At 76.3% G+C, this 2,198-nt stretch carries 3 protein-coding genes; 1 reads left to right on the top strand and 2 read right to left on the bottom strand.

Annotated features, from left to right (window positions below; all coding sequences use genetic code 11):
- The first annotated feature begins 204 nt into the window (after window positions 1-204).
- Window positions 205-828: a hypothetical protein gene (locus ABZ641_RS34050; RefSeq protein WP_344627864.1), complete on the top strand. Its 624-nt coding sequence runs from the start codon at window positions 205-207 to the stop codon at window positions 826-828.
- On the opposite strand, the gene ABZ641_RS34045 is transcribed toward ABZ641_RS34050, so the two are convergent.
- Both ABZ641_RS34045 and ABZ641_RS34040 read right to left on the bottom strand, forming a co-directional pair.
- Window positions 792-1,973, bottom strand: coding sequence for a hypothetical protein (locus ABZ641_RS34045; protein WP_359988175.1), 1,182 nt, complete (start codon window positions 1,971-1,973; stop codon window positions 792-794). The genes ABZ641_RS34050 and ABZ641_RS34045 overlap by 37 nt on opposite strands.
- On the bottom strand, window positions 1,970-2,198 hold a 229-nt coding region (locus ABZ641_RS34040), incomplete at its 5' end, for a hypothetical protein (protein WP_359988173.1). The genes ABZ641_RS34040 and ABZ641_RS34045, both read right to left, overlap by 4 nt.

Genomic DNA, 2,198 nt, shown 5'->3' with positions numbered 1-2,198 from the left:
GCCGGCGCCGTGCTGCTGCGCCGCCGCCGCGCCGGGCACTGAGCGGCGTACGGCGGGCCCCGGCGGGGCCGCAGCCGTCCGCTTCCGCAGGTCACCGGCGTGCGAAAGCGGGGCAGAGGCGACAAGTCGCCTCATCGACCTGTCGACTCCTGGCCACGGACGACGGGTTGTGCCGTCCCCGCCGGTGCAGGTCACCATGAAGACATGGACATCGACACGGTCGTCCGCACCCGCCGGGCCCTGCACGCCGTCGCCGAGACGGTGCTCGCCGGGCCCCAGTACCGGGCGAGCGGCACCATCCGGCTGCGGGCCTACCCGGGCGGTTTCGCCACCACGGCCGAACCCTTCCTGCAGGTCATCGGCGACGAGCTGATGGCCCCGGGACACCGCCTCACCCTGCGGCGCACCAGCTGCGCGGCGCTCGCGACGGCCCTCGGCCTCGAACCCGGCCCGCCCGAGGGCCTGTACCACGACGGCTCCGGCGCCGCCTCCGACGACCCGGTCGACGCCGACCCGCAGGCCGCCCAGTGGATCGCCCACTGCTTCGGCGCCGCCGACACCGCCCTGCGCCGCCTCGCCCCGGACACGGAACCGGTGCTCTGGCCCGAGCACTTCGACCTCGGCATCACCCTCGACGCGGTCAACTACGGCGTCTCCGCCGGCGACTCCTACCAGCCCGAGCCGTACGCCTACGTCGGCCCGCACACCCCGCGCACCGGCGGGTTCTGGAACGCCCCGTTCGGCGCCGCCCGCACCGTCCGCGAACTCGGCGGCGCCGACGCCCTCACCCGCTACTTCGACGAGGGCCGCCGGCTCGCCGCCGGCTGAGCCGCGGCGCCGTCCCCACCCGCCCGGGCCCGCTTGCGGTACCCGTCCAGCACGTCCTGCCGCAGCAGCGCCCCGAAGCCCGCCGCCTCCAGCCGCAGGCCCAACTGCGCCTCGGTGGCGTTCAGCGCGGCCGCCGCCGAGCCCAGGTGCCAGTCGTGCGCGGCGAGCGTGTCCAGCAGGAACCCCCGGCGCACCTGCGCCTCCGACAGCCGGAAGGTCTTCAGGTAGGCGATCCGGCCGTCCCCGTCGGTGATCGTCTCGCCGATGTGGTTCTCCGCGCCCGGCCGGAACTCCGGCAGGAACCGGCCGAGGGTGAACCGGCCCGCCCGGTACACCGGCCGGGACCGGACGGGGGCCGCCAGCAGGCCCGCCGCCATCGTGCCGTCGTGGAACTCCGCCCAGGCCCGCTCCTGCCCGTCCGCGGCCGCCCGCAGGTCGGCCAGCGAGCGGATGCCCGGGCCCGGGATGCTCGCCCGGAACTCCGGCACCGGCGCCGACAGCAGTGCGTAGTGGTGGATCAGCTCGCCGAACAGGTCGTGCACCAGCGTCGCGTGCAACGCCCGGTAGTCCTCCGGATGCGGCACCGCGAACGCCGCCGCCAGGGCGTCCGCGACGTACACCAGCACCCCGCACTGCCCGTGGTGGATCTCGAACACCCGCAGCGCGTCGGCCAGCCCGCGCACCTCGGCACCCCGGTACGCCTCCTCGGCGCGCGGCGACAGCCCCGCGCGCACCGCCCGCTGCGACCACTCCGCCCAGAGCACCGTCGGCCCGCCGAAGTGCAGCGCGAGGTAGCCCTCCAGCGCCAGGTGCAGCGGCAGGAAACGCAGCCGGTTCGAGCCCTCCCGGCGGGCCAGCCGGTGGTGCGGACGCACCGGTACGCGCTCCGGCACCCGCTCGCCGAGCGAGGTGCCGTAGGCGGCGGCGGAGCCGTCGTCCGTCCAGTCCGCGACGAAGCCGTGCGGCACGTAGGACAGGTAGGTGGTGCGGCGGTCGAGCGCGACCGGGGCGTACGCGTCCCCGTACACCCGCCGGTGCAGCCGCAGGTCGGTGATCGGCGCCGCGCGCAGCAGCGGCACCAGGCGCACCCCGCCCCACACCTGGGCCGGCCCGGTGGCCAGGCCCGTCAGGTCGAGCCCGCTCACTCGTCCGCCTCCCCGTCGTGTTCCCCGTCGGTGTCCGACCTGCGGGTGTCCGACCTGCCGGTGTCCGGTCCACCGCCGGTGTGCTCCCCGGCGGCCAGGAACGCCGCCGTCCGCTCGGCCAGGTGCGCGGTCAGCTCGGGCAGTCCGCTGGTCCCGAGCTGCCCGCGGCCCGCCAGACCGCCGTCCTGATCGGCGAACTCCCGGACCACGGCGACGTGCTGCTGG

The sequence above is a fragment of the Kitasatospora sp. NPDC007106 genome (genome assembly GCF_040634455.1).
GTDB lineage: Bacteria > Actinomycetota > Actinomycetes > Streptomycetales > Streptomycetaceae > Kitasatospora > Kitasatospora arboriphila.
Note: the sequence above shows the minus strand (reverse complement) of the source record. Positions and strands in the feature narration are given on the sequence as shown.